26 protein-coding genes are annotated in these 25,076 nt (G+C 68.5%); 9 read left to right on the top strand and 17 right to left on the bottom strand.

The genetic code is table 11. The annotated features are described in order from the left end of the window. Window positions 1-2 precede the first annotated feature (2 nt). The 4 genes from nuoK to JOF36_RS34440 are packed head-to-tail and all read right to left on the bottom strand — an operon-like array spanning window position 3 to window position 2,427. Window positions 3-308 (bottom strand): NADH-quinone oxidoreductase subunit NuoK, encoded by a 306-nt coding sequence (gene nuoK / locus JOF36_RS34455; RefSeq protein ID WP_210036468.1) that lies wholly within the window; start codon window positions 306-308, stop codon window positions 3-5. After that, window positions 305-865 carry an NADH-quinone oxidoreductase subunit J gene (locus JOF36_RS34450; RefSeq protein ID WP_085916727.1) on the bottom strand — a complete coding sequence of 187 codons (561 nt, stop codon included), beginning with the start codon at window positions 863-865 and terminating at the stop codon, window positions 305-307. The genes nuoK and JOF36_RS34450 overlap by 4 nt, the downstream gene beginning before the upstream one ends. Further along, entirely contained in the window at window positions 866-1,792 is a 927-nt protein-coding gene (locus JOF36_RS34445; protein WP_210036467.1) for a complex I subunit 1 family protein, read from the bottom strand. Beyond that, window positions 1,789-2,427: a hypothetical protein gene (locus tag JOF36_RS34440; protein WP_210036466.1), complete on the bottom strand. Its 639-nt coding sequence runs from the start codon at window positions 2,425-2,427 to the stop codon at window positions 1,789-1,791. The genes JOF36_RS34445 and JOF36_RS34440 overlap by 4 nt, the downstream gene beginning before the upstream one ends. A gap of 6 nt (window positions 2,428-2,433) precedes the next feature. Between JOF36_RS34440 and JOF36_RS34435 the strand changes: the two genes are divergently transcribed. Then, the gene (locus JOF36_RS34435; protein ID WP_210036465.1) at window positions 2,434-2,736 is read left to right on the top strand and encodes a hypothetical protein; all 303 of its coding nucleotides are present in this window, start codon (window positions 2,434-2,436) and stop codon (window positions 2,734-2,736) included. 365 nt (window positions 2,737-3,101) lie between these two features. Here the strand turns inward: JOF36_RS34435 and JOF36_RS34430 are convergent, their stop codons facing one another. Next, the gene (locus JOF36_RS34430) at window positions 3,102-3,383 is read right to left on the bottom strand and encodes an NADH-quinone oxidoreductase subunit A (RefSeq protein WP_093357467.1); all 282 of its coding nucleotides are present in this window, start codon (window positions 3,381-3,383) and stop codon (window positions 3,102-3,104) included. Between the two features lie 317 nt (window positions 3,384-3,700). Between JOF36_RS34430 and JOF36_RS34425 the strand changes: the two genes are divergently transcribed. The 3 genes from JOF36_RS34425 (at window position 3,701) to JOF36_RS34415 (ending at window position 6,895) form a co-directional block, all read left to right on the top strand. Beyond that, on the top strand, window positions 3,701-3,985 hold the full coding sequence (locus JOF36_RS34425) for a metal-sensitive transcriptional regulator (protein ID WP_085916793.1): 285 nt from the start codon (window positions 3,701-3,703) through the stop codon (window positions 3,983-3,985). A gap of 102 nt (window positions 3,986-4,087) precedes the next feature. Continuing rightward, window positions 4,088-4,300, top strand: a complete 213-nt coding sequence (locus tag JOF36_RS34420; protein WP_085916792.1) for a heavy-metal-associated domain-containing protein — start codon at window positions 4,088-4,090, stop codon at window positions 4,298-4,300. A 369-nt stretch (window positions 4,301-4,669) separates the two neighbouring features. Beyond that, window positions 4,670-6,895, top strand: coding sequence for a heavy metal translocating P-type ATPase (locus tag JOF36_RS34415; protein WP_245353146.1), 2,226 nt, complete (start codon window positions 4,670-4,672; stop codon window positions 6,893-6,895). Between the two features lie 295 nt (window positions 6,896-7,190). Here JOF36_RS34415 and JOF36_RS34410 read toward each other — a convergent pair whose 3' ends face one another. Next, on the bottom strand, window positions 7,191-7,391 hold the full coding sequence (locus JOF36_RS34410; RefSeq protein ID WP_210036463.1) for a hypothetical protein: 201 nt from the start codon (window positions 7,389-7,391) through the stop codon (window positions 7,191-7,193). Window positions 7,392-7,512: 121 nt separating this feature from the next. Beyond that, entirely contained in the window at window positions 7,513-8,103 is a 591-nt protein-coding gene (locus tag JOF36_RS34405) for a TetR/AcrR family transcriptional regulator (protein WP_210036462.1), read from the bottom strand. A 76-nt stretch (window positions 8,104-8,179) separates the two neighbouring features. On the opposite strand from JOF36_RS34405, the gene JOF36_RS34400 reads away from it, so the two are divergent. Both JOF36_RS34400 and JOF36_RS34395 read left to right on the top strand, forming a co-directional pair. After that, on the top strand, window positions 8,180-9,619 hold the full coding sequence (locus tag JOF36_RS34400; protein WP_210036461.1) for an MFS transporter: 1,440 nt from the start codon (window positions 8,180-8,182) through the stop codon (window positions 9,617-9,619). A gap of 1,077 nt (window positions 9,620-10,696) precedes the next feature. Next, entirely contained in the window at window positions 10,697-11,089 is a 393-nt protein-coding gene (locus tag JOF36_RS34395; RefSeq protein WP_307862777.1) for a BlaI/MecI/CopY family transcriptional regulator, read from the top strand. Window positions 11,090-11,124: 35 nt separating this feature from the next. Here the strand turns inward: JOF36_RS34395 and JOF36_RS41185 are convergent, their stop codons facing one another. Continuing rightward, on the bottom strand, window positions 11,125-12,072 hold the full coding sequence (locus tag JOF36_RS41185) for a M56 family metallopeptidase (RefSeq protein WP_085916789.1): 948 nt from the start codon (window positions 12,070-12,072) through the stop codon (window positions 11,125-11,127). Window positions 12,073-12,121: 49 nt separating this feature from the next. Between JOF36_RS41185 and JOF36_RS39650 the strand changes: the two genes are divergently transcribed. Continuing rightward, window positions 12,122-12,586 (top strand): HoxN/HupN/NixA family nickel/cobalt transporter, encoded by a 465-nt coding sequence (locus JOF36_RS39650; protein ID WP_307862776.1) that lies wholly within the window; start codon window positions 12,122-12,124, stop codon window positions 12,584-12,586. Between the two features lie 350 nt (window positions 12,587-12,936). Here JOF36_RS39650 and JOF36_RS34380 read toward each other — a convergent pair whose 3' ends face one another. Together JOF36_RS34380 and JOF36_RS34375 are read right to left on the bottom strand one after the other, a co-directional pair. After that, a complete protein-coding gene (locus JOF36_RS34380; protein ID WP_085916904.1) occupies window positions 12,937-13,518 on the bottom strand; it encodes a L,D-transpeptidase in 582 nt (193 codons plus the stop codon). Window positions 13,519-13,670: 152 nt separating this feature from the next. Continuing rightward, window positions 13,671-15,221 carry a multicopper oxidase family protein gene (locus JOF36_RS34375; RefSeq protein WP_210036458.1) on the bottom strand — a complete coding sequence of 517 codons (1,551 nt, stop codon included), beginning with the start codon at window positions 15,219-15,221 and terminating at the stop codon, window positions 13,671-13,673. A 348-nt stretch (window positions 15,222-15,569) separates the two neighbouring features. On the opposite strand from JOF36_RS34375, the gene JOF36_RS34370 reads away from it, so the two are divergent. Both JOF36_RS34370 and JOF36_RS34365 read left to right on the top strand, forming a co-directional pair. Further along, entirely contained in the window at window positions 15,570-16,907 is a 1,338-nt protein-coding gene (locus JOF36_RS34370) for a prolipoprotein diacylglyceryl transferase family protein (RefSeq protein WP_210036457.1), read from the top strand. A 298-nt stretch (window positions 16,908-17,205) separates the two neighbouring features. Next, on the top strand, window positions 17,206-17,601 hold the full coding sequence (locus JOF36_RS34365; RefSeq protein WP_210036456.1) for a hypothetical protein: 396 nt from the start codon (window positions 17,206-17,208) through the stop codon (window positions 17,599-17,601). A gap of 195 nt (window positions 17,602-17,796) precedes the next feature. Here the strand turns inward: JOF36_RS34365 and JOF36_RS34360 are convergent, their stop codons facing one another. The 7 genes from JOF36_RS34360 to JOF36_RS34330 form a co-directional block, all read right to left on the bottom strand. After that, window positions 17,797-19,080 (bottom strand): lipopolysaccharide biosynthesis protein, encoded by a 1,284-nt coding sequence (locus JOF36_RS34360; protein ID WP_210036455.1) that lies wholly within the window; start codon window positions 19,078-19,080, stop codon window positions 17,797-17,799. 52 nt (window positions 19,081-19,132) lie between these two features. Then, window positions 19,133-20,338, bottom strand: a complete 1,206-nt coding sequence (locus tag JOF36_RS34355; RefSeq protein ID WP_210036454.1) for a GH39 family glycosyl hydrolase — start codon at window positions 20,336-20,338, stop codon at window positions 19,133-19,135. A gap of 141 nt (window positions 20,339-20,479) precedes the next feature. Further along, entirely contained in the window at window positions 20,480-21,163 is a 684-nt protein-coding gene (locus tag JOF36_RS34350; protein WP_125911704.1) for a hypothetical protein, read from the bottom strand. 116 nt (window positions 21,164-21,279) lie between these two features. Then, on the bottom strand, window positions 21,280-23,124 hold the full coding sequence (locus tag JOF36_RS34345; protein ID WP_210036453.1) for an aminotransferase class I/II-fold pyridoxal phosphate-dependent enzyme: 1,845 nt from the start codon (window positions 23,122-23,124) through the stop codon (window positions 21,280-21,282). Between the two features lie 58 nt (window positions 23,125-23,182). Continuing rightward, window positions 23,183-23,389: a hypothetical protein gene (locus JOF36_RS34340; protein ID WP_210036452.1), complete on the bottom strand. Its 207-nt coding sequence runs from the start codon at window positions 23,387-23,389 to the stop codon at window positions 23,183-23,185. Beyond that, window positions 23,386-23,799: a hypothetical protein gene (locus tag JOF36_RS34335; RefSeq protein WP_085916781.1), complete on the bottom strand. Its 414-nt coding sequence runs from the start codon at window positions 23,797-23,799 to the stop codon at window positions 23,386-23,388. The genes JOF36_RS34340 and JOF36_RS34335 overlap by 4 nt, the downstream gene beginning before the upstream one ends. After that, window positions 23,796-24,854 carry a hypothetical protein gene (locus tag JOF36_RS34330; protein WP_210036451.1) on the bottom strand — a complete coding sequence of 353 codons (1,059 nt, stop codon included), beginning with the start codon at window positions 24,852-24,854 and terminating at the stop codon, window positions 23,796-23,798. The genes JOF36_RS34335 and JOF36_RS34330 overlap by 4 nt, the downstream gene beginning before the upstream one ends. Window positions 24,855-25,076: the final 222 nt, after the last annotated feature.

The raw sequence follows: 25,076 nt of genomic DNA, 5'->3' as shown, positions 1-25,076 counted from the left end.
GCTCAGCCCTCCAGCTCGGTGGCCGAGTCGGTCATGTCGATCCGCTGGGCCCGGTAGATCGCGGTGACCACGGCGAACCCCATCGCCATCTCGATCGCCATCGCGGTCACCACCGCCACCACGATCACCTGACCATCAGAGGCGGCCGAGGCGAGGAAATACCAGAACGCGGCCGCGGCCAGGATGATCCCGTTGATCATCAGCTCCAGGCCCATCATCAGCATCACGACCGACTGCTGGGTCAGCGCGCCGAACAGCCCGATACAGAACAGTGCGGCGGCCACCAGCAGGAACGCCTCGAGGATCACCGGCCGACACCCCCGCCGGTCGGGTCGTCGGCCCGCTCGGCGTCCAGGTCGTCGCCGAGCCGGTCGTAGCGACCACGCCCGGTGGACAGGACCACGGTGGCCACGATGGTGGCGAACAGCGTCACGCCGAGGGTCATCATCGTCAGCATGTGGCCGCCCATCAGCGCCTCGCCCAGCGCGACGGTCGGATCCGGCGCAGGCGCACCTCGGCGCTGCGGCCAGTCCACGACGAGGATCCCCGCGGCCAGCCCGGTGAACACCAGGCCCGAGATGACGGCCGCGCCGCGGGTGTTGTGGAACATCGACATCGGCATCAACCCGGCCGGGTTCATCATGAACATGACCATGAACACCGCCATGATCACCATCTCGATGATCATCATCAGGATGATGACGACGCCGAGGTAGGCCAGCCCGGTCATCAGCACCATCGCGGCGACCGCGAGGAACGACACCAGCAGGCAGAACGTCGCCCGCGCCATCGAGTCGACGACGAACACCAGCACGCCGGAGGAGAGCGCCAGCAGGCTCAGCACGCAGAACACGGCCAGAACCATCTACATCCCTGCCCGGGCCAGCACGACGAGTGCGACCACCAGCGCCTGCACGATCGTCAGCGGCACCAGCACGACCCAGGAGATCTCCGCCCAGCGGTCCATCCGGATCGTCGGAAGCCGGTGGCGCAGCCAGACCAACACCGCCAGCACCGCGGCGGTCTTGAGTCCCACCCATGCCCAGGCGGGCAGCCACGGCCCGTGGCCGCCACCGAGGAACAACGGGACCGCCATCGCCGCGGCGGCCACGAGCAACAGCCGCCGCCCGGCCGCGAACAGCAACCGGTCCACACCGGACAGCTCCGCCGCCGCGCCCCCGGCGGTGTCGCGGGCCACCGGAGCGTCGAACGGCCCCCAGAACGCCATCGCCGCAGCACTGAGCAGATAGACCACGAACGCCGCCGGCATCAGGACGACGAACCACAGGCCGGCTTGGGCGTCGACGATGTCGGTGATCCGCAGGCTGCCCGCGGCCAGGGCCGCGGTGATGATCGCGAACATGTGCGGGAGCTCGTAGGACAGCCCCTGGGCGACGAACCGGTACCCGCCGACCAGTGACAACGCCCCGTTGGGGCCCCACCCGACCAGCCACACCGCCGCCCACGCGACGACCTCCATCGCGTTGAACCAGACGACGCCGACCGACAGGTCGACCAACGGACGCTCACCGAGCGGGACGACCGCAGCCGCCAGCACCGCGGCGACGATCAACGAGGCGATCCCCGCCCACCGCAGCAACCCGTCGGCGGCGAGCGTGCTGCGGCGCTGGCCGACCAGCAGCCGCGCCGTGGCGCGGACCGGTTCGACGGCGGCCGCGGCGGGCCCGACGGGTCGCCCGGCGGCCCGGCCCGCCAGGGCGCCGTCGAGTGCGGCGAGGAACCAGACGGCGGCGATCATCAGGGCCGGGAGCAGCAGCGTCGCGGCACTCATCGTTCGCCCGGCTCCCGGTCGCGGAGGCCGGCGGGGGTCGCTGCGCCGTCGACGTCGGGATCGAGTGCCGCGACCAGCAGCCGGGCGGCGGTGAACTCCGCTCCCGCGAGACGCCCGCTGAGCTCGGCGAGGACCGGACGCTCCGGCTCCCCGATCGTCCGTCCCGCGGCGTGCGCCTCGATCCGGGCGAGCCGACGCTCGAGCAGCTCGGCCACGTCCACGCCATCACCGGATTCCACCCTGCGCAGCATCAGCCGCAGTACGCGAGACCGCCGGACCAGGCGCAGCAGCCCAGAGAGGCCGTCGGCCGGTTCACCGGCCCGGGCACGGTCACGGAGGTCGCGTGCCCGGGCGGCCGGGCCCGGCCAACCGGCGACGGCGAGGACGCGGGCGACCACATCGAGGTCACGTACCGCCGCAGCGACCGGCGCCGAGGGGCGCAGCTCGGCGGCGTCGAGGACGCGGGCCTCGGCCGAGGAGATCACGTCGCCCTGCAACTCGACGTCGACGACCAGGCCGGCCGGCCAGTCGGGGAGCACCGGACCGAGCGGCAGATGGAGCACGTCGAGTGCCAGACCGTCACGATCCTCCGCGACGTCGGCCATGGCCAGGCCCCCGGGCAGCGGCATGTCCATGTGGTGATGCTGGTGGTCGCCGGCGTGGCCCGAGGCGGGCTCGTGGCCGGAGCCGCTGTCCGCGTGCTCGGCGTGATCGTGTTCGTGGTGCTCGTGCCGGCCATGAGCGGTATCCCCGCCCTGGTCGGGCGGCTCACCGTCGCCGGCATGGCCTGCGTGCTCGTCGAGGTGGGCTTCGTGACCAGCTGCGTGCGTATCCTCGCCGTGCTCGCCGTGCTCGCCGTGCTCGCCGTGCTCGCCGTGCTCGCCGTGCTCGCCGTGCTCGCCGTGCTCGCCGTGCTCGCCGTGCTGCGCGGGGTCGGCGTGTGATTCGTCCGCCACGTCGGAGACGGCAGCGGCAGCTATGGCTTCCTCGCGAGCGAGTCGAACATCCGCCAGCCGTGCGGGGAGCCGATCGAGCAGCCGCTCGAGGTGCGCGGTCGTAGCGTCGTCGTCGAGGTCGAGCCGAACCCGTGGTGCGGGGATCCCCCGCCAGAGACTCTCGACGACCTCACCCAGCTCAGGTCCCGGATGCCCGGCGACGAGCAGCACATCGGCCTCAGCTGGGCTCGTCGCCTCCGGCCACCCGCGCCGCCTGATCAGGAGTTCGGTATCCATGCGCAGCCCGGGGCGACCGGGCACCGCAACGAGCAGGACGTGCGGCACCTCAGCCGCGAACCTCAGCAGGACGGCAGTCAGGTCCATCGCAGGGCCCCCTCGCGCCACGCGTAGACGACGCCAGCGAGCAGGATCGCGAGAAACAGGAACATCTCGACGACCGCCGCCGTCCCCATCGTCGCGACGACGACGGCCCACGGGTACATGAAGATCATCTCCATGTCGAAGGCCAAGAAAATCATCGTCACCGCGTACCAGCGGACGTGAAAGCGCGAGACCGCATGCTCCACCGGCGGCAGGCCCCCCAGATGTGGCAGGCGGCCCTTCAGGACGGGCCCGACTGAGACCATTTGAGACATTCCAACGACTGCTGACACGACCAGGACGACTGCGCCCGCAAGGACCGCCAGCGGCACAAATGACTCCACCTCGCACCCCCTGATCAGCCGCAATAGGCGCGTACCCTACCGGGGCACAGCATCTGTGCAAGTCACACTGTCGTGGTCTTACCCGTCGGCGTTGCCGGTACTCGCGGCGTGGGACCAGCGGGTGGGGCCACCCGCGCCGCGCCCGAGGCCACGCTGACCGTAACCCGACACAGCTGGGCCGGACACTTGACCACCTTGATGCGGGTACCCCCTAGGGGTACAGTGTGAGTGACACGAGGAGGTAGGCGATGCAGCACGGTTACGCCGACAACAAGGACGCGCACGTCAAGCGGATGCGCCGGATCGAGGGGCAGGTCCGCGGGATCAGCAAGATGATCGAGTCGGACAAGTACTGCATCGACATCCTCACCCAGGTCTCCGCGGTCAACAAGGCACTCGAGGCCGTCGCGCTGGGCCTGCTCGACGAGCACCTCAAGCACTGCGTCACCGACGCCGCCGCCGAGGGCGGGGCGGTCGCCGAGGAGAAGATCGAGGAGGCCAGCGCGGCCATTGCGCGCCTGGTCCGGTCCTGACCCGCCCTTCACAGACCCGGCGCAGGGTGTGGCATCACCGCCCCGGGCGCCGAAGCCAACCGCGGCCTGCGCCGCGGCCGTCACGAGAGAGGTATCCGAGCCATGAGTAGCGCCACCTACACCGTCACCGGCATGACCTGCGGCCACTGCGTCGCCTCGGTCACCGAGGAGATCAGTGAGATCGTCGGCGTGACCGATGTGGCCGTGGATCTGCCGACCGGCGCGGTCACCGTCACCGGCGAGGGCGAGGTCTCCCCTGACTCCGTGCGCGCCGCAGTCACCGAGGCCGGCTACCAGGTCGTATCCGACTCCTGATCACGACCTGACCACCTACCCGGTACGGGTCACCGAGGCACGCGCTGCCCAGCGGCGCCACCGACGTCCACCCGGATCGGGTCCGAACAAGAGGGAACGATCCATGAATACCGTCGCGCGACTTTCTGCCTACGGTGCGGTCGCTGTCCTGCTCGGCGCAGGAGCCTTTGCGACCGGATCCGCTGTCGATGTCCCGACCGCACACCTGCAGCCCGCTCCCAGCGGCGCCGCCGGTCACGCGGGCGGCTACAGCGCTCCTGTCATCGCGGACATCAACTCACCCGCGGACAGTGAGGGGGGACACCAGTGACCGCGACACTGCCGCAGCCCGGCCAGGACGTCCAGGAGATCGAGTTCGCGATCGGTGGCATGACGTGTGCCTCCTGCGCGAACCGGGTCGAGCGCAAGCTCAACAAGCTCGACGGCGTCACCGCCACCGTCAACTACGCCACCGAGAAGGCCAAGGTCTCGGCCCCGACCGGGGTCGACGCCGACCGGCTGGTCGCGGCCGTCGCCGCCGCCGGCTACACGGCCACGCTGCCGACCGATCCGGCCGCCGATGCCGATGGCGATGCCGGTGGCGGGGAGAACGAGGCGCTGCGCAGCCTGCGGCACCGGCTGGTGGTCTCCGCCGTGCTCGCGGTGCCGGTCATCGCCATGGCGATGGCGCCGGCCCTGCAGTTCGTGAACTGGCAGTGGTTGTCGCTGGTTCTCACCGTCCCGGTCTGGGCCTGGGCGGGTGCGATGTTCCACCGGGCGGCCTGGACGAACCTGCGCCACGGCGCCGCCACCATGGACACGCTGATCTCCATGGGGACCACCGCGGCGATGGCCTGGTCGGTCTACGCCCTGTTCTTCGGCACCGCCGGGATCCCTGGCATGACCCACCCCTTCACCCTGTCGGTCTCCCCGACCGACGGCGCCGGGAACATCTACCTCGAGGTCGTGGCCGGCGTCATCACCTTCGTCCTGGCCGGGCGCTACTTCGAGATGCGCTCCAAGCGCCGCGCCGGCGCCGCGCTGCGCGCGCTTCTCGAACTCGGCGCGAAGGACGTCACGGTCCTGCGCGACGAGGACGGGCGCACCGTCGAGAAGCGCATCCCGACCTCCGAGCTCGCGGTCGGTGACCGCTTCGTCGTCAAGCCCGGCGAGAAGATCGCCACCGACGGCGAGGTCGTCGAAGGACGCTCCGCGGTCGACGCGTCCATGCTGACCGGGGAGTCCGTGCCGGTCGAGGTCGCGGTCGGCGACCTCGTCGCCGGGGCCACCGTCAACGCCGGTGGGCGGCTGGTCGTGCGGGCCACCCGGGTCGGCTCCGACACCCAGCTCGCGCAGATGGCAAGGCTGGTCGAGGACGCCCAGAACGGCAAGGCTGCCGTGCAGCGCCTCGCCGACCGCATCTCCGGGGTGTTCGTGCCCGTCGTGATCGTCGTCGCCGTGGTGACGCTGGGCTTCTGGCTCGGCGCCGGTGTCGGCGCGACGGCCGCGTTCACCGCCGCTGTCGCCGTCCTGATCATCGCCTGCCCGTGTGCGCTGGGCCTGGCCACGCCCACCGCGTTGCTGGTGGGCACCGGGCGCGGCGCCCAGATGGGCATCCTGATCAAGGGCCCGGAGGTGCTGGAGTCCACCCGCCGGGTGGACACCGTCGTGCTGGACAAGACCGGCACTGTGACCACCGGCAAGATGGCACTGGCCGGAGTCCACACCGCCGACGGGGTCGACGAGGCCACCGCGCTGCGGCTGGCCGGGGCTCTGGAGAAGGCCTCCGAGCACCCCATCGCCGCGGCGATCGCCGACGGCGCGACCGAGCGCACCGGGGACCTGCCGGGCGTCGAGGACTTCACCAACCACGAAGGCCTCGGCGTGCAGGGCGTGGTCGACGGCCACGCCGTGCTCGTCGGCCGGCCCCGGCTACTCGAGCAGTGGTCGACCCCGCTGTCCGGCGCACTCGCCCACGCCGCCGCGACCGAGGCCGCGCAGGGACGGACCGCGGTCGCCGTCGCCTGGGACGGTCAGCCCCGCGCCGTGCTCGTCGTCGCCGACACGATCAAGGACACCTCCGCCGAGGCGATCGCCGAGTTCCGCCGCCTCGGGCTGACGCCGGTGCTACTGACCGGCGACAACCAGGCCGTCGCCGAGTCGGTGGCCGCCGAGGTCGGGATCGCGGCCGGCCCGAACACGGTGATCGCCGACGTCATGCCGGCCGACAAGCTGGCGGTCATCGAGCGTCTGCAGAGCGAGGGCAAGGTCGTGGCCATGGTCGGCGACGGCGTCAACGACGCCGCCGCACTCGCCCGGGCCGATCTCGGGCTGGCCATGGGCACCGGTACCGACGTCGCCATCGAGGCCTCCGACATCACCCTGGTCCGCGGCGACCTACGCGCCGCCGCCGACGCGGTCCGACTCTCCCGCCGGACCCTGACCACGATCAAGACCAACCTGTTCTGGGCCTTCGCCTACAACGTCGCCGCCATCCCGCTGGCCGCGGTCGGCCTGCTCAACCCGATGATCGCCGGCGCGGCCATGGCGTTCAGCTCGGTCTTCGTCGTCGGCAACAGCCTGCGGCTGCGCCGCTTCCGAGCACGCGCTACCTGATCACAGCACTCCCGACAGAGGTGGTGCGGCCGGCCCGGCTGCACCACCTCCTCGTGTCGAGGACCCGCCGCCGATCGCGCACAGGCCTGGAAATGCGTTCCGCGACCGGGCGAGAGGTGCGGATTCATGTGTCCAGTGAGCTGATGCGGGCACGGCCGTACCCGGTGACGAGGAGTTTCCACCCGGCCGCTCCGCACGCAGGCGCGCCGTGCAGCCACCAAGCGCCCAGCAGCGAGGTCGTACCCGCGACCGCCATCGCGACGGCCGGCGATCACCTCTGCGGCAAAGCCGATGATCAGCGGACCGAGGACGAAGGCGACCTCGGCAACAGGCCGGTCAGCGCGAGCAGGCTGCGCCGGCTGTCGAGGCCGTCCACGCGCGGCCATCGACGCTCGTGATGATGTAAGGGCGTCAACTGGCCCCGACCGCCCAGCAGCGCGAGGCTGACAATTCCGGCAGCCAGATTGCAGAACAGCGCCGCCACCACCTGCTGCACGCCCCGGTGGGCGAGAGCCCGCCGCATGGCGCATCAGCTCAGTGTCCGTTGCGATCGATCGACCTTCATCGACGGTGTCCCGCGCCGATCGAACGGACTTGAGTCCCTTCCTCAGCACGATTCATGTCGGCTCGACGAGCCGCTCGAGGGCGGGCCGCAGGACGCGTTCGAGGTCGGTAGCCGTGGCATCCGCCACCGCAGGTACCTCCACCAGGTAGCGGCTGATCGTCAGTCCCAGCACGCACGCATTCAGCAATGCGGCGCGCAGGGCGGCATCCGGTCCGCCGATCGTGGAGGCAACCCGTTGCTGCGCGGCACCCATCACCTGGTCGCGCAGTACCGCCTGCGCCGCAGGGTGAGTGAGGCAGCTCCGCAGCAGCGCCTCCGCCGCCGCACGCCGCTCGGGATCCTCGAAGGTATCGAGAACGTGCTCCAGGGCGGCCTGCGGCAGCTCGGTACGGCCGGCCGCGACGAGCCCGTCGAGCGGAGTGCTCCACCGCGCGGCCGCGGCGAACAGCGCCTCCTTGCTGCCGAAGTTCTGCATGACCAGCGCGGGATCCACGCCCGCCCGATCCGCGACCGCGCGGATGGTCGTGCGCTCGTAGCCGTGCTCGGCGAATAGCGCCCCGGCCGCGTCTCTGATCACCGTCTCGCTGCGTCGTCGTCGCTCGGCCCTCGTCGCAGGCCCCGACTCACCCGCATCGCCACTCATCACCCTCACTCTACAGGCGTTGACCGAAGACGGTGTTCACTCTACGGTTGTTGAGTCGAACTCGTGAAGGAGACAGATGGCCCCGCCCGTAGCGGCATCCGGTAGGAGCACCCGGCGGTGGTTCGCACTCGCGGTGCTCGCCGGGAGCCAGCTGCTCATCGTGCTGGACGCGACGATCGTCAACGTCGCGCTCACCGACATGCAGGACGACCTCGACCTCGCTCCCACCGCCCTGCACTGGGTGGTCACCGGGTATGTGCTTGCCTTCGGAGGATTCCTGCTGCTGGGCGGGCGGCTCGCCGACCGCGTCGGCCGCCGCCGCATGTTCATCGTCGGTGCCACGGTGTTCGGCACCGGATCGCTGCTCGCCGGACTGGCCGAGACCGCCGTCGTGCTGTTCGGCGGCCGGGTGATACAGGGTCTCGCCGCGGCCGTGCTGGCGCCCGCCACCCTCTCCCTGCTGATGACGGTGTTCCCGCCCGGCCGCGACCGGAACCTGGCACTGGGCGTGTGGGGAGGAGTGTCCGCCAGCGGCACCGCCCTCGGGCTGATCCTCGGCGGGATCCTGACCGAGGCGCTGTCGTGGGAGTGGGTGTTCTGGGTCAACGTTCCGATCGCCGCGATCGCCGTGGTCAGTGCCAGGGTCGTCCTGCCCGACAGCTCTCCCGAGCAGACCGAGCGGTTCGACCTCGCGGGCGGCGTGCTCGCCACCGCCGGGCTCGCCGGACTCGTCTACGGCCTCGTGCAAGCTGCCGAGTCGGGTTGGACGTCGGTACCGGCGCTGCTCGTTCTGGTCCTGTCGGTCCTGGCTCTGCTCGCGTTCGCGCGGGTGCAGGCCGTGCGCCCGCACGCGCTGGTTCCCCTGCCACTGATCCGCAACCCGACGGTGCTCGGCGGAAACCTCGTCGGGCTCATCCTCGGCGCCGCGATCTACGCACTGTTCTACTTCCTCAGCCTGTTCATGGGCGGCACCCTCGGCTACGAGCCGGTCGCCGTCGGACTGGCCTTCCTACCGATGACGGCCGCCATCGCGGTCGCCTCGACCGCCGCGGGCAAGCTCCTCGCCCGCACCGGCGCGCGATCACTGCTCGTCGCCTCGGCGCTGCTCGTCACCGCCGCGCTCGCGAGCCTGTCCCGCATCGCACCCGACAGCACCTACCTGAGCACACTGCTGCCCGCCGCCGTCCTCGCCGGATCCGGCCTCGGCCTCGCCTTCGTGGCACTCACCACGACGGCCATCGGCTCTGCCACACCCCGGGACAGCGGCGTCGCCGCGGCCTTGTTCAACGCAGGGCAGCAGGTCGGCGGGGCGATCGGACTTGCGGTCCTCACCGCCGTCAGCACCGCCCGCACCGCGAGCCTGACGCCCGAGGACGCGGGTCCGTCCCGCAATGCAATCACGCAAGGTTGGTCACTCGGATTCCTTGTCTCGGCCGGCATCATGTCGACCGGCCTACTGATCACGTTGGTGATGATCAAGGATCGGCGCCCCAACCCAGTGCCACGACAGCGGTGACCGACTGGACGGCGGCCCCCGGCTCCCTTCCGCTCGCAGTCCGGAACGAACCCGTGGCCGCTCATCGCCTCGTCCACATCACGATTCAGGATCGGCTGAGGAGCGACAGAAGCGTGGTGACCAGCACGTCGAGCGTCGAGCGCGCCTTCACTGACCTCGTCGGCGGCAGCGTGCATCGCGGCGTAGGAACGTCGCGGACACGGGCCGGCGGGCCGGCGTCCGGGGCCGCACGAAGGACGCCGCCACCCTCCGACTCGACCAGGTGGAGGTGGTAAGCCGACTGCTCGGGCACCCCTCGGTGACCACCACGGTCGAGGTCGACGGCCACCTCAGCGTCTCCGACGCCGGACAGACACTCGAGCAGGCGGGCTCACCCACAGTGGCAGCGTGGCGCAGCTGTGAGGGCGCCAGCCCGGCTGGCGCCCGACGTTGCTGGAGCAGCCACTGGGCGCGATCCGGCCCTAGCTCCGGGTCGAGGAGCTCGTGTTCGAGGCCGACGATCCGGTGTTCGGCGGCGGGGTCTACCGAGTCGAGAGCTGTTCGCGTGTGGCCCGCAGCAAGGACATGTGCCAGGGCCACCACCTGCGCTGGGTCCTGTCAACGGATCCTGAATCTTCAGGATCCGTCGACAGGTCCTCGAAAACGCCCGAACCTGGCGTTGTTCGCCGCGACGACCGATCCTCGGTGGCGTCGGCAGCGTCCGCCGGCGGTCAGCGGACCCGGGCGGTGCCAGCGGTCGGCCCGCGCCAGGCGAACGCACCAGGCCACGGGACTTGACCACCGGCGTCCGGGGGGCGGAGACCTGCTCAACCCGATGACCGCCAGCGCGGCCATGGCGGTCAGCTCGGTCTTCGTCGTCGGCAACAGCCTGCGGCTGCGCCGATTCCGAGGACGCGCGATCTGATCGTGCCTCCTACGCACCTGGTGCGTAGCTCGTCTTCCATACTTCTCTCCGGGAAGCCCATCGCGCGTGGCGATCGAGCCCACGCTGTGGGCGGCTATCCTGAACCGTCGTCACCAGGACGGTCAGCACGTGCTGCGGCAGTGGTAGGCAGGCGATGGGAGAGGCGGCGCCGAGTGAACACTGATCCTGCAGCGGCGCACGTCTCCATCGGACTCGGCAACTTGGAGCGCGCCGTTCTCGACGCCCTCTGGGACGCCGAATCCCCGCAACTCGTGCGGGACGTGCTGGCGACCCTCAGCGACGCCGATCGGCCGTTGGCCTACACCACGGTGCAAACGGTGCTCGAGAAGCTGGTCCGTAAGGGATGGGCCCGCCGCCAGCGGTCGGGTCGTGGTTTCGCCTACATCGCCTCGACCAGCAGGGAGCAGACCGCGGCACGGCTACTGCATTCGCTGCTGCGCTCAGCCGACGAGGTCGACGCGGCGCTGCTTCATTTCGTGGGACTGTCCTCGGACCGAGAACAGGAGGTCCTGCGGCAAGCACTCACCGACGACGACCCCACCTGATCGGCACGGCGCAACCGGGGCTCCAGAGGCCACCGCTAGACGCCCCACACACAGGCGAGAAGCAGCGCCACCGTGGTAACGCCAGCAGCGACCGTCGATGACGCCACGCCACCGACGGCCACGGTGACCCGACCTGCTGTTCGTAGCACCCAACTGCGCTGCCGAGGATTCGACGACAGGCGTCGCAATCGAGCTTCCACGGCCGTCTCCGACGCGTACAGCGCTCGTGGCGGTGCTGCCATCGCCGATGCGGCGGCGACCTTCAGCAGCGCGTCCCGCAGGACGGACCGCCCGCTGACCCGGGCGGCTTCTTCGTCTGCGACCAACTCGACCAGACGCCTGACCGCGACGGGTAGTTGCCGATACAGCGGCACGAATCGGGCGACGGCTCCCACGGCGTCGGCGAGAACGACGTGCAGGTGGTGGCGGCCCGCCAGGTGCGCCCGCTCGTGTTCCAGTACCGCATCGACCTCAGCCACCGTCAACCTGGTGCGTAGCCCCGTGGTCGCAACAATCGCATTGGCCCGACCACCCACGCTGAAAGCAACCGCGCCGGCATGTTTCACCCACAACACATCATGCTCACGATGTCCGAGCAGATCGAGCGTCTGCATGGTCATGGTCGAGCGATCGCGGCTGGCCACGGTCCCGCGCCGGACGCGCTGCCCAAAGCGGAAGGTGAGAAGTGTCAGTGCCCCCAGCAGGCCGACCCCCACGCCCGTGTCCTGGTGTGCACTGGTCAGGCGCAAGATCATGCGGCACTGCTCTACCAACCACATCACCGGTGCGGGCCCGGCATGGCCGGGTATGAGCAGCACGGCGACTGCGAGACCGGCGCTGGTGAGGTTGCCGAGGACCATCGACCACCATAGCCACAGCAAGCACAGCGGGTCGCTGTTGGTCGACTCCAGACGCGTCAGAACACGTGGTGCGAACGTGGCGGTCAGTAGGGCTCCGGCGACCAGCAGAATCGACGTCGTCACACCGCGCTCCCTGCCCTGGATCGTCGGCGGCTGGGGCCGACTGGCCCACATGCTAGCGACCACCACCGCACCGACTCCGAAGGGACGTCGGCGAGCGGATGGTGCGGGTCGTCCTCACGCCTGCGGCCCCTCCGGACGCCCAGCAGCCTGGACGGTGCCGTGGTACGCGATTCTGGCGCTACCTGTCCTATTCGCCGCTGGTATGGCTCTGTGCGACACCGCGGACGGCACATTCATGGCTCGGGCCTACGGCTGGTCGTTCACAGATCCGATGCGGAAACTCGCCTACAATTTAACCGTGACGGCGCTCTCGGCCGTCGTGGCTCTTGTCGTGGGAACCATCGTACTGGCCGGCCTGCTTCGTGACCAGCTTGACGCTTCCACCGAAACTCTCACCTTCCTGGATGATATTGATCTACGTGGAGCCGGGATTGCTGCGGTGGTTCTATTCGGAGCAATCTGGTCGGTAGCCGTGTTGATGCGCCGTTCTCGGCGCTCCCGTGCGCACCGTTAACGCAGCCGTCTTTTATCGATTTCTGGGCTGAACTGTCATGAGCGCCCGACGATCGCGCAGACCGGATCGCTGACCCGACAATGCGTTGGAACAGGCACGGGCCCGAGGTCCGCGTGACTCCCCTCGAACCGGATAGACCCCGTATGGACCGGTGCTGTCCGGTCAGCACGGTGTCTGACCGGACAGCACTGATCGAGCCGTCATAGCTGACGTAGCACGTGTCGGACGGCTGCGGGGCGTACGGTTTATACAGGTACGACCGTCGGCTGTCCGTTTCGGGCAGCAGCCGACGATTTGTCCGTCCTGCGGACGTGGAAGGGCGCTCCCCAGCAATGGTGCGGCTACTCTGGTCAGACTCCTGCGGTTTGGCGCGCCCGTGCACGCTCCTTGTTTTCCTCGGACGCGTTGACCACTTGCACCTTGTCCCCGGTCTGCAACTCATTGAACCAGGCCTCGGCGTCCCCGAGCTCGAGCTTGATGCATCCCGCAGATGACCGGGAACGGTCTCCACCGTGGAAGGCGACGCCGCCGTCTGCGAAGAACACCGAGAACGGCATCGGTGCAGGACGGCCGTCCGGACCGTTGAACTCGCCGCTTACGTGGTCCTTTTCCTTGCGGTACACTCGGAACGAGTGCCCGATTGGGGATTCCTGCCCGGCTCCACCGGAAGCGATGCGTACCGGCCCGCGGATCACCTTCCCGTCACCGATGAGCCAGGCCTGTTGTGATTCGAGATCGACGCAGGCGCGGGTGGAGACCGAACACGGTGTACCAGGAGCGGCAGGCTCTTGATGTGCCTGGGTGGCCACGGTGTTCGAATCGGGCGCCGCATCGGCGCCGGCGCTACCTGCAGTCACGACCACTACGAGTGCAGCCGCGGCAGTGGCGGCGAGTGTCGTCAACTTGGTGCCGTTACGAAAGTAGCGCGTCATGGATCCCTCTTTTCTGAGACCAGGAGTAGGGGCTCAGTTGCTATGACGCTCGGCGACCCATAGTGGTTGCTCGGCGGACCAAGTTTTTTCTTGACGGACGAATGGGCAGGCGCTTGGACTTGCACGTGCCTGCCGAGATACTCACGGTCCAGTCAGGCGACGTAAGAGACGACGGTCATCATGCCCGCTTCTCCGTGGTAGATATTATGGCAGTGCGTCAGCCATTGACCGGGATTGTCCGCATCGAAGTCCACCTCGACAGTCTGGTTGGGCAGCACCAACACAGTGTCTTTTCGGGGACCCCGACCGTCGGGGCCGACTACTTGGAAGGTGTGCCCATGTAGATGCATCGGATGGAACATCGTGGTCGTGTTGACCATGCGAAGGCGCACACGTTGACCACTTGAGATTGGCAGGCCGCGAGCCGGATCGTATCGTTCGCCGTTGATCGTCCAGTCGTAGAGGGCCCCGGGGCCGGCCAGCACCAGATCGTGCACCACATCGGGGGGGCGCCGCTGTAGCGTTACCGGCTCGGCGGAAGCGAAGGTCTGTGACAGAACCGCTGACCTGGACGCCAGGGCGGAGGCCGCAGCGCTGGTGTCCACCGGCGAGTTCTGTGGAGTCGACAGCGTCACCGCAGCATGGTCGTTCTTGCCTTCGGCGATCCCGATCAGCGCGGCCGGGGCCTCGGGAATGGTGACGACAGCGTCGATTCGCTCGCCCATTCCGATCACCACTGCCTCAGCGTCGGTGGGGGCGACGGGAAATCCGTCGGTGTGGGTCACCGTCATTGGAGCACCAGGAACTCCGACACGGAAAGCTGTGTCGCCGCCCATATTGATCATCCGGAAGCGCACACGTTGACCGGGACGGACGTCGAGGGTGGTCGGCGCGGAACGTGTGCGGCCGTTGGCGACATAGTGCGGATAGGTGGTGTCGCCGGCATCCCCGCCGAGGACGGACGACGTCGGCATCTGCATCCCACCATGGTCCCCGCCCATACCCGCCATCCCGCCCATGCCGTTGCGGAGCAGGCCGGCCAGAACCTGGTCGGGATTTTGTCCAGTGCCGTCAATCCAATCGTCGAAGATCACGACGTGCTCGAGGTCATAGTCTCCGGGCTCAGCCGGGTCGTCGATGATGAGTGGTGCATACAAGCCACGGTCGAGCTGGGTACCGACGTGCGGGTGGAACATGTAGGTACCCGCATGAGGCAGCGTGAAGAGATACTCGAACGAGCCGCCGGAGGGGATCTGGGGCTGGGTCAACACGGGGACGCCATCCATGTCATTGCGCAGGGCAATACCGTGCCAGTGGACGGTTGTCGGCTGGGGTAGCTGGTTCTCCAGGCGCACCTTCAGCGTATCTCCCACCCGAGCACGGATCTCCGGGCCGGGCAGAGCGCCGTTGTAGGTCCACGTCGACACCGTGCGTCCGCCGATGTCGACCGTGCTGGGTTGTGCCTGCAGAGTGCGTGCCAGAGTTCGGCCAGCGGTGGCTCGCCGCGCCTGCTCGGCAGCCTCGACCTCTGGCCCGCCCGGACCGATGCGATCGGTCAGCGCGACGGTCCGGGGGCTCGCCACCGACTCGCCACAGCCGGTCAGCAGCAGGCCCGCTCCAACACCGCCGGTGGTGCCCAAGAATCGCCGACGACTCCAGGTGGTAGCACTGCGCCGACCGTTGCTCCCGGCGTCGTGGTTCATCGCCGAGCCCCCTGGCCTGGCTGACTCCGTGGACAGTCCGCAGGATCCTTCGACGGCATGTCGGCCGCGTTCATTTGCCGAGTACTCCTCTGTGTGCACTGTGGTCGGTGCCGGCAACACGGGCAGCTCCGCCCCTCGGCAGCGCATCGAAATGATGTGCCCATGCCAGCTCCTCCTACGGAGCGTAGTAGATCGCGTCGCGGCGCCCTGCAGGCGGGTCGGCCCGATCGACGCAGTCTTCGAGCAGGTACTCGGCGCCACGCACTGATCAGCACCCTCGACTTCTCCGCTCTCACGCCCAAGTGCACCTCCAACTACTATGGTGCGTAGGAGTTGGGGCTTGGAGGCATGATCAGCATGGGACGTAAACAGAAGCGTCGTGCCGCTCGGCGGGCGAAGCAGTCCGGTCGCGCTGGGGCGACGACGGTCGACCTGGCTCCTGACTTCCAAGCTGGCAGCGTTGCTCCGGCGTCGGAGCTGATCAGCTCGGCCCGACCGTCGAAGGGCGGCACGCGCCACCATCCAGTAGCAGCGCCGAAGGTGACCGACGGCAGTGGTGTCGAGGCCGCCCGCGACTCAGGAGCGGCCGCACTCGACGTCGACGACGGCAGTGCGAGCCGCGGGCCCAGCGCGCTCGAGGTCACGAGAGTCGGGTGCGAAGAACTGCGTGACGCAGACCCTCAGGCGTTAGGCCTGAGCTACACCTTCCGCGCCCCGTCCAGCGGTGCGGCCGGACCGGTCACGGTCCAGTTCGACGGTGTTCACCGCTCCTCGACCGCCGGGGTGCCAGACACCTTCACCACACACGACGTCATCGACCCGGTCCTGCCCAGCGCCGGGCCCATCACGCTCACCCGCCGTGTCGAGAACATCCCTTCCGGTGAATGGGACGTGACAGCCTCCATCGTCGCGGGGCCCGCAGACCTGCGACGGGCCTCGTCTGTCACCGCGTCCGGCCGCACCGGCTACGCCCCGGTCGTCTCGGCGAAGGCGCCCGGGACACGCTTGGGCTCCTGGCCGGGGCTGGTTGGGCTCGGTGCGGTCGTGGCCCTGGGTTTGCAGTCGGCGTTGGTGCTGCGCAGCGGTTTGCCGATGGTGGCGGTGCTGAGCACGTCGTTGCTCGCTTGCTTCGTCGGGCTCGTCGGCGCCAGGGTCTACTACCTGGTTGAACACCGAGATCGGCCACGCACAGGGCCGGCTCGGTGGACGGGCATGTGCCTGCAGGGGTTCGTGCTCGCCGCGATGGCAACGATGATCATCGGTAGTGTCGTCGGCGAGGTGCCGGTCCTCGCTGTCCTCGATCTGAGCGCTCCCGCGCTCGTCATCGGTGCAGGCATCGGCCGGCTCGGATGCTGGTTCGGGGGCTGCTGCGCTGGGCGACCGACAGCGTCGCGCTGGGGTCTGTGGTCGTCTGATCGCCGCCTCGGGATGCGGCGAGTCCCTGCGCAGTTGATCGAAGCAGGCGCCGCTGCCGGGATCGGAGTGGCGGCCGCAACAGTGGCTTGGTCAGCACGACCGGCGCCGGTCGGCGCCCTGTTCGTCGCCACACTTGCGGCCTACGTACTCGCACGCCAGCTCGTGTTTCCCCTGCGATCACTACCGCGGAACACCCGGTACGGCCGTGCCGCCATTATCGTGGCAAGCGCCGTGGCGGTCGCCGTCGCGGGCGGCCTGCTGGTCGTCTGATCCATGCCGAGCCGTAGGAGCAGGCGACGCAATTCCGTCCCGGCGCCATCGCCCCCGAGCTCACAAGTTGTCGAGCGCCGACGGTCCCCGCAGCCACGCTATCGACCGCGGCAGTCGTCAGCACGCAGATGTCGAACGCGCCCGATTCGACGATCCGCGATGGGGGCCACCGCCCAACGTCGGCGACCGGGTGTCGAACCGCTGGATGTGTCCCCCCGTCCGTGCAGGCGCTCGTTTGGGTATCCGAGGCGGTATCAAATGATTGCGGCCCGCTGATCCTGTTGTTTCGGAGGTGTCTGTGCTCGAGGATGCGGACTCGTTGCCACGTCGGCCGGGAAATGTACCTGCGGACCTGTGGCATTGGATCGTCGCCGAAGTTGGCATCGACGTAGCACAGCATGTCGATCCGCAGGTCGCGGTCGTCCTCGCCGCGCGCTTGGCCATTCGACGAGGCCCACCCGGAACGGAATCGGCTGAAGCGCTACGCCTGTGGCCGTGGTTCATCGACAGCTCGCGTCGTCTGGCTCAACAGCAGGAGATGATGTTTATCGAGTGTGCACTCGCCGCAGGCTGGACCCACGATCAGGTACGCACTGCCGTGCTGCTCGACACAACGGTTGAGCTAACCGAGCACCTAACAGAGCTGGAGCATCAGATCTTTCGTGAAGCTCGACCGCCCCAGCCCTACCGCTGAGGTGTGTTCGACCCCCTCGCGCCGAACACGCCGACGGCAACCCCACCCGCGCGCATCGAGGCTACGACGGGTCGACGCTCCGACGCTTCAGCCGCTTTGAGTATTCGGTGTCGATGCGGTGTCGACGGCGCCGGTCATGGACACGAACCCGAGCCCTCGGAGCTTGACGAACCATCAGCGCCGTCTATCGGATGGTCAGCCGCGACCGCGGACCACGCGCAACACCGACGGCACGAGCGCCAGCGCGACCACGCACTGCACGGCGAGGTGCGCGACGCCGACGGCCATGATCCCGTAGCCCGGAAGGAGCGCCCACGATAGGCCGAGCACCGACCCGGTGATCACGGCCTGCACGGCCAGGATCTGGCCCAGGCGTTGCCGCACCCGATTGAGGCTCATCCACACCACGATCAGGATTCGGGGCAGCGCCGCGAGCACGACCACGCGCAGCAGGTCGGTGGAGTTCGCGACGTACGCGTCCCCGTACAGCGACATGATCATTGGTGCGGTGAGAAGCAGGACCAGCACGAGCGGGGCGGCGAGGACGGTCGTCCGTCGCAGCAGCGTCGAGACCATCTCGCCGAGCCGCTCCCGTTGGCGAGCACCCTCGACGGTGAGGGAGGCCGCCACGTTGACCAGCGCGACCTCGAGCACTGTCGCGACACCCCACGCGACGAAGAAGTAGCCGTTGGCCTCGTTGCCCGCCAGCACGGCGACCATCACCGGGAGTATGTAGTTCGCGGCAGTGGACCCCAGCAGCGCGATGTTGTCCAGCGTCATGAATGCGGCGACGTCCCGTCGCGAGACCCGCTCGGATTGGCCCGCCGACTCCCGCGCGTGGCGAGGAAGCAGGCGCGAGAACAGCAGCACGTTCATCGCGACGAGCACCGGGATCATCGCCAGGAACCAGGACCAGAACACGCCGAAGCGGGGCATCGCGGCGGCGAACGTAAACAGCAGTACCAGCTTGGCCACCCCGAACAGGCCATTCTCCACCGGTACCCATACGGCCGCCCGCGCTCCGATCGCCACGCTGTCCGCCAATGCGAACAGCGTCCACACCAGAAGCGCTGCGACGACGAAAGCGACACCGGCCGGACCGTAATGCGCCAGGTCGCGAACCAGCGCAAACTTCTGCAAGAACGGCAGCGCAGCGAGCACGACGAGAGTCCCCGCTCCGGCAACCGTCAGATAGGCGCGGAGCGTATAGCGCCGTGTGTTCGAGCCGGCCGTTGGCAGGAACCGGATCAGTGTGTTGAAGAGGTTGAGCTCGGCGATGCTGGCCATCAACACCATCGCCGAGATCAGCGCCGCCGACTCGCCGACGATCGCCGGGCTGTAGTAGCGCGCGGCGACGACCCAGTACAGGAACCCGAGCACGGACGTGACGCCGGTGTTGGCAGCGAGCGCCACGGCGCTGCGTTGCATCGGATCCCGGGGCAGCAAGCGTTCGCGGACCGTGGCCAACGCCCCTGTCATGTCGGGCTCCTCTCGTGCGCCCCGGTGCGGGTGCTCGCGGATGCCGGGGTGGTCACGGCTGCACCGGGTTGAGGACTAGGCGGTCGTTCTCCCAGCGATAGCGCACCGCAGAACCCGACGACCAGATCTCCTGTAGCTCCTGCAACCGGCTCACCAGTGGCTCGGGTCGGCCGCCGTCCGGCGTCGCGGTGGAGTCCCACAACGCGACCGAGTGGAAGCGAGGATCCGACTCGGGCTGCCAGATGAAGATCGCGTCGCCGCCCGCGTCGCCGATCCGCAGGATGGCATCGAGGGCCACGTCTGCGGCGTAGGTGGAGCGGGCATCCTCGTGGGGCAGCACATCCGGGTACAGCTCCATCCACCAGACCGGCAGGTCGGTACGTGAGACCAGCCAGCGGGTGGTGGCCGAGAACTTTCCGTTCGAGGCGGCCGGTGAGGTGATCAGTCCCTCGTCCCTGGTGGCGTTGGTACCGTCCACCGCGATGAAGTCGGCCCCGTCCGCGTGCGCCAGCCAGTAGTCGACGGCGTCGAGGACGCGCTGGTCGAGCGTTCCCCAGGGGCCAGATATCGACGATGGGTCGCTCGCTGAAGCGGCGTTGGACCAGCTGTCGATGGACACGTATGGCCCACCCACGGAGAGCGTGGGGTCGTAGGCCTTCAGCGCCCGGTAGACCGTGTTGTAGAGCTCGGTGTAGGACTCGATGTCCCACCTGTTGTTCGTCGGGTCGAAGAAGCCCTTGAGCTCATTCCACACGACGAAGTCGCGCACCTGCGGGTATCTGCGCGCGACATCCACCGCGAGTTCGGCGAAATCGGCGTAGTGCGCGCGGTCGGGGGCGACCTCGATCCGGCTCCAGTCGGTCTCGCCGGGACGGCCGCCCTTCATCCAGTCCGGTGCGCAGCACAACGTGATCACGGGTGTTACGCCCGTCGAGTCCATCAGCCGGACGCGAGCGTCGAGTGACTCCCACGACCGCTCGCCGGGCGCAGGCGCCGGGTTGAGCGCGCCCCAGCCCATGATGTGCTGGTTCGCCATCTCGGTGACGTTGCGCAGGATGTCCTTAGCACGGTTGGTCGCCGGCTCAGGGTTCCAGGCGTCGACGCTGCGCTCGGTGAGCGCCGTGCCGATCTCGACGGCCTGAGCCGGCCGGGGCGGTGTCTCGTAGAGCGTCACGACGACCACCAGTAGCGCGACGGCGGTGGTGACGGCAGCGCAGGTCCGCCACCGGCGCCGCCGGACCGCGGGACCGACCCGCATTGGCCGTCGATGACGCCCGCGTCCCGCGGCGGATTCCATGATGTCGACCGTGTGCGCACCGGCCGAGCGATCCACAGCGCCCTGTGAGACGTGAGTCAGACGGGACCCCATGACCTCCTCCCCCGATGTCGACACAACGCGTCAGCCGGCACTGTCGGCCCCGGGAACCCACGACCGGTGCGCCACCAGGCTGCGGTCGTCGAACATGCCCCAGGAAGGATCGGGTGTACGCCAGTCCCCGTAGCAGGTTCGCAGCCACAGCTCATGATCTCGCGGCTTCATCCACCTCCGCCCGAGGAACTCGAACGGCTCGAGCTCCTGCTTCGGGAGGTGCCCGGCGAGCTCCACCGGCCCCGAGCGTCCGGGCCCGTACACGTGGAACGCCTGCAGACCTTCGCCCACGTTGTCCATCAGGAAGAACTCGAACCGGAACCCGTGCCGGACCACGACACGCTGTGTCAGCCGGCCCGCCCGGTTGCGGAAGCAGAACCAGCGGTGAAAGCCCGCGGCCACGAGGTGCTCCTCGGCCCGGAGCAAGAGATCGGCGTCCTCGGCTTCTACGCCCAGGTCGGCATCGCCGACGTCGTGGGAGAGAACCCGACCCTCGCGGGCCCAGCCGAGGAGTAAGCCGCTCCAGACCCAGTAACGCCCGGCGAGAGGGCTGCTCGCGAGCACGTCGTTGAGCAGCCGCATGTCCTGCTCGTAGAGGGCGCTGCGCCGGCGCCGATACCTGTCACCGACCAGCGGCAGGGCCTTCGGTGCCTGACTCACCAGCGGGCTCAGCACCGTCCACGTCCCGACAGCGCCGTTATCCGGAATGGACATGAGCGTGCGGTACATCTCGACCTTCCCGCGCAGCGCAGCCGCCGGCCCCGGTCGCGGGGGTCTGACCGCTGTCCCGGCGGCGGGCTCCCGAGCGGTCGGATGTGGGTTGTCGACGCTCATCGGATGATTCCTCCTGGGCTCGTGGCGGCGGACGCAGGCACAGCGTGATCGAATTGACGGGGCGCCAGCTGTGAGACGGCGTCGCGGAGCCGGTCGTGGTCGGCCGGTGTCCGTACCGCCACACGCCAGTAGCCGTCGCCGGTGCGGAACTTCTGAGACACGTCCTTGACGTGGATGAGGCGCTTCTCGACCAGCCGTGCAGTCAGCTCGCCCGTCACCTGCGGCGACGTCGTCAGGCGGGCGAGCACGAAGTTCGCCCCGCTCGGGAACACCTGCTCGACGATCGGCAGCCGGGCGAGCATCGCGCTGAGGTCGTCGCGGTCAGCGACGGTGCGCCGGAACGACTGGTGCAGCGCCGGACGGTGCTTGAGCATGATGTCGAGGAAGTTCTCGGCCATCGAGTTCGCGCTCCAGATCGGTGTCTCGTCGGCGATCCGGGCGGTCAGCCCCGGGTCGAGCGTCAGCAGCGCGCCCAGCCGCAGGCCCGGGACCCCCAGGCTCTTGCTCAGGCTCTTGATGATGAGGACATTCATGATGTCCTCGCGGTGAACGATCTCCGCCAACGGCTGCTGGCCTGAGAATTCGATGAACGACTCGTCGACGATTACCACCTTGTCCGGATTCGACCGTGCGAATTCGGCGATACAGTTGCTGTCGAGCGTCGTACCGCTGGGGTTGTTCGGATTGACGAACACCACGACCTCGGCGGCACTGGCTCTGCGCTCCAGCTCCGCCCAGTCGACGCCCGGACCGTCGGCGTATCGGTCGGCGTCGGGGAATATCCGGGTGTACTCACCGAACGTGGGCTCCGGCGTGAGAACTTTCTTCCCGGCGAACCAGGTCTTCAGCCACGGATAGCACTGAGACGCTCCGGACAGTAGATGGGTCCGGCCGTCCGGCCAGCGCAGCGCCCACGAGAGCTTCGTGTTCAGCACGGTCTGGGTCGAGCCGTAGTTCTGCAGCAGCTCCGGAAGGTGGAAACGCATCTCGGAGAACATCGCCGGGGTCGGGAAATACATATTCCGGATGAACGCGAAGTCGAGTACTCCTAGATCCCACGAGCCACCCCACGAGGACTCGAGAATGCCGTAGCGGGCCGAGGGTGTGAACTTGAACTCGGCCAGGCGTAGATCGGTCGGATCGTCGACCTCGCTCCAGAGCTCGGACTCGATGACCTCCCCATGAATCTCGGCCTGCTGCATGTAGACCAGCATGCCGAGGACCATCTCGTAGTAGCAGTTGTCGTCGATCAAGCGAGCGTAGGTGGTCAACAGGCGGTGAAGCGTGGTGGCACAGAAGTCCCGCGAGAACTTGTAGATGTTCAGGGTCTTGTACTTGTCGCTGAAGTCGAAGTTCGCCGGCTGCTGACTCGGCGGGATCACGTTCGACACCACATTGTCCGCAGTCAGGGCCACGACCGTGCCATCCATCCCCGGCCGGTACCGGTCGACCAGCGCCACGTTCTCGTACGAGCACTTCATGATCCGGTCGAGCACTGCCGGCTCGTAGATCAGGTCGGACTCGATGAGCAGGAGATCGGAGTCGAATGTGATCTGCTCGAACGCGAGCGCCATCGAGAAGATGTTGTTCGTCTTGTCGAAGCGCTCATTGTGCACGAACGTGAACGCGAAGTCCGGGTGGTTGTCACGGACGTGCTCGACGAGCTCCTCGGCGCGATAGCCGGTCACGATGAACACTTCGGTGATTCCGTGCAGGCGGAGACCGTGCAGGATCCGGTCGATGATCGTGCGTCCACCGATCGTGAGCAGTGTTTTGTGGCGGTTTTCCGTGAGCGGGCGCATACGCTGGCCGTACCCGGCCGCCAGAATGAGAGCTTTCACCGGGGAGTTCCTTTCTCCGACCGTACGGGTGGGACACCGTGAGCTGGTTCGTCGTGGGTCATGAGAACCCGTAGAATCGGAGGGCGAGGATCCCGAAGGCGACGAGCGCAGCCCAGATGGTGAGAACAGAACCGGGCGACCTCGATCGAGGGACGGTGACCGGACGCTGCTCCCGCGCGAACTCCTGGATGACGAGCAAGCCGATCACCGCGAGAACGGGAATCGCCCCCGCCGGCCCGGACACGATGTCGATGACGGTGCTCACGAGGGCACCGCCTCGTCCCGCTGGGACGACCAGTACCGCGCGATCTGCGCCACAACGGTGACGAGCACCAGCGCCAGCACGGTGCCGGACGGTGACCAGAGCCCGAGGTAGAGCTGCGCGGTCGCGAGGACGGTGGCGATCGACACACTCGTGGCGACGACCAGGGCGGCCCCGAGCCACCCGCCTGCCAGGCCCCAGCAGTCGAGGACAGCTCGTCCAGGCACGACGAGCACGAACAAGAACACGAACGCCGCGCGTACCGGGGACTGCACGTCGGCGACGACGAGCGTGCCCACGAGCAGGCCGAAAAGGGAGAGCAGCAGCGGCGCCCGATTCCCGACGGTTCGTGCTCGCGGAGCCAGGGGGCGGGCGCTCGCGGAGCCGAGGTGTCCGTTCAGCGATGTGGTCATGCGCGGGCCCCACCCGTCAGCTCGAACACTGTGACGTTGTCGTTGGCATAGATCGTCCGAAACGCCGGCGAGGCGCGGAGCGCCGCGAGCAGCCGGTCCTCGGATCCTGGTGGGAATGGCCCCATCAGGTCCAGCTCGGCCCCCTGGGCGCGGCTGACGAGCAACACAGATCGCTGTCCGGGAGCAGGTGCCATGCGGGAGGCGACCTGCGCGGCGAGCACCGCGCGGTCTGGGATGTCGATATCCACGGTGCCCTCACGCCCGATATCCGGAGTGGCCTCGACCGGGTTGCCATCGACCAGCAGCCGGTAGTCGTCGTCGCCATATCGAATCGACCGCCACGGGAGCGCGCCGGTCACCGATGTGATGACCGAGCCGGGGGGTGTGAGGCGGTACATCTCCTGGACACCTATCACCTCGTCGGGCATGAAGAAGTCCATGCGCTCGTTGCCATACCGGGTGAACGGGAACACCATGACAAGCAGGAGCCCGACAACGAGCGCAGGGACCAGCGCACCCCGACGGGCCGTCGACGGTGACGGCCCGGCCAGGCCGACTGCAGCGAGCAGCGCCATGAACGGCAACGCGAAGAACGCGATCCGCATGAGGGCCTCGCCGCCGTACGATTGGGCGGCAAGGAGCGGGAAGGTCGACAGCGCGAGCACGGCGAGCCCGCGGGCGAGATCCCGGCGTCCACTGCGGACGAGGCGGTAAACACCGACCGCGGCCAGGGCCCACAGAACCGGGGTTGCCAGCAGACGGAGCTGGACGATCAGCTCATGTCCGGGTGAACCGCTCAGACGCTGCCCGACCGTCTGCTCGAAGATGGCCGAGAGCGCGCCGGCCTGGTTGAACGTCTCGGGATGTCCCGCGGCGTAGGCGGCGGCGGCATACCCGATCCATGCCAGTGTCCCGAGCAGGACCACGACCGGGAGGGCCCTCAGGCGCGACCACCCCACAAGGAATGCAGCGCCCGTTCCGAGCACCAGCGCGAACGGCGTCAGCTGGTGTCCGGCGATCGTCACGGCGGACAGCAGCAGCACCAGCGCGAGCAACGCGGTCCTCCGGCCGGGGGTCGTGGCGCGGCTGCCGAGCGCCGGCGCCGCCGACGACCACAACGACCGCCACCACGATCGGTGTTGAACCGGTGGCCTAGAGACACCGAGCACCCGTGCACTGCCGAAAGTCGAGACGTCTGGGGTGAACCACTCCAGCAGCACGGCGAGGACGACCAGGTAGATGAACAGGTACCACCCCTGCGGCGAGAAGTAGTCCTG

Source organism: Pseudonocardia parietis (assembly GCF_017876315.1).
Taxonomy (GTDB): Bacteria; Actinomycetota; Actinomycetes; order Mycobacteriales; family Pseudonocardiaceae; genus Pseudonocardia; species Pseudonocardia parietis.
This window is presented reverse-complemented; position numbering and strand designations above follow the sequence as displayed.